We start from the raw sequence: 1,204 nt of genomic DNA on the forward strand, positions 1-1,204 counted from the left end.
TTTGTTTTCAGGGCGGTTTCACCAGGCTCTACAACTTTTGTCCTGTACTTAGGTTCTTAACAAGTTCAAACCTTTGTCTTGGCGAAATTGCTTTCATTCCATCGACTCCGGCTGTTTTCTTGCCTTGATTATCTTGAGTCACTCGCCGCACTGCTAAGAGTCGGGCATAATATGACTTCACCAATAGACGTTGCCACCTTCTTGCCTTCGCGTCCTGTCCCGATTTAGCTGCTTGAAATATCCTCTTTTGGAGCTTGAAAACTTTTCTCTGAACTTTCGCCCAGGGAATAGCTTTCGATACAAACGCACGTCTTGATTGGTTTTGATTTCTCAAATCCTTTCTTTAAACTCGCTTTCGTCATAGTAACTCCTACTAGACTCTATTCTTTACAATCAAACCGTGACCCGTTAGCATATCCTTACCATTACAGTATGGCTTTGGCTTCTGGTCACATCTCACCCCCTAATAGGCTTGCGCTTACACTTTCACTACTGACTTTCTCGACCAGATTGTCAGAGCCTAGAAGGGGTTAAAACGTTCCGTTTATATGGGCATTCCATCTTTAGACTTGTCCTTTCCACCGGGGTACTTTTAAAGGTCTGTGTAGGTAGTTCAAAGAGCCTCCTACTTTTCCCCTTACTCTTTTGAGCGCAGTGTATCAACCTATTTCGCTGCCTGCTGTTGACGATGGTTCAAGTCGGACATTCAGATTTCCTTAGTCATGGATGGTTGGCAGTGGTCGGAATTTTGGGAATAGGTTTTCCCTCACGCCTTCCGTTCCCCGCTTCAATCTGACGGGGTATGATTCCTGAATCTGGGGGTGGCTATCGCCGTTACTCTTTTCCACAATCGCCCAAGTGGTTTTAATCCTCCATGTTATATAATTGAGTATTGCGATTTTCTTTGTGGAATTGACCTTGAGTTCCCTGCCTTGCTTTCGCTTTGGGACATATAAACAGTTATAGGGATGGTCAGGAGTACGCTCCTTATATTCAACCAAAGGGTTGAAATCCCTACCAGGCAGTCATTTCGGGCATTGCAGCCCTATTTGATGCCTGAACGTTTCGCACCCTTAGTAACAGTATAACCAAACCAACCTCACCCCAAAATCCGTTAAAATTCAATCAGCAATACTGATTAATTACCCGATTACAGCCTTTACACAAAACACAAAGTACGGTATAATGTATGGCTATTGTATAG

1 protein-coding gene is annotated in these 1,204 nt (G+C 43.8%); it reads right to left on the reverse strand.

Annotated features, from left to right (window positions below):
* Positions 1–28: 28 nt before the first annotated feature.
* Complete coding sequence (locus tag P5683_RS25005; RefSeq protein WP_315641213.1) at positions 29–334, reverse strand: reverse transcriptase N-terminal domain-containing protein; 306 nt, start codon at positions 332–334, stop codon at positions 29–31.
* Between the last annotated feature and the right edge of the window lie 870 nt (positions 335–1,204).

This window comes from Limnospira sp. PMC 1279.21 (assembly GCF_032349615.1).
Classification (GTDB): domain Bacteria; phylum Cyanobacteriota; class Cyanobacteriia; order Cyanobacteriales; family Microcoleaceae; genus Limnospira; species Limnospira fusiformis.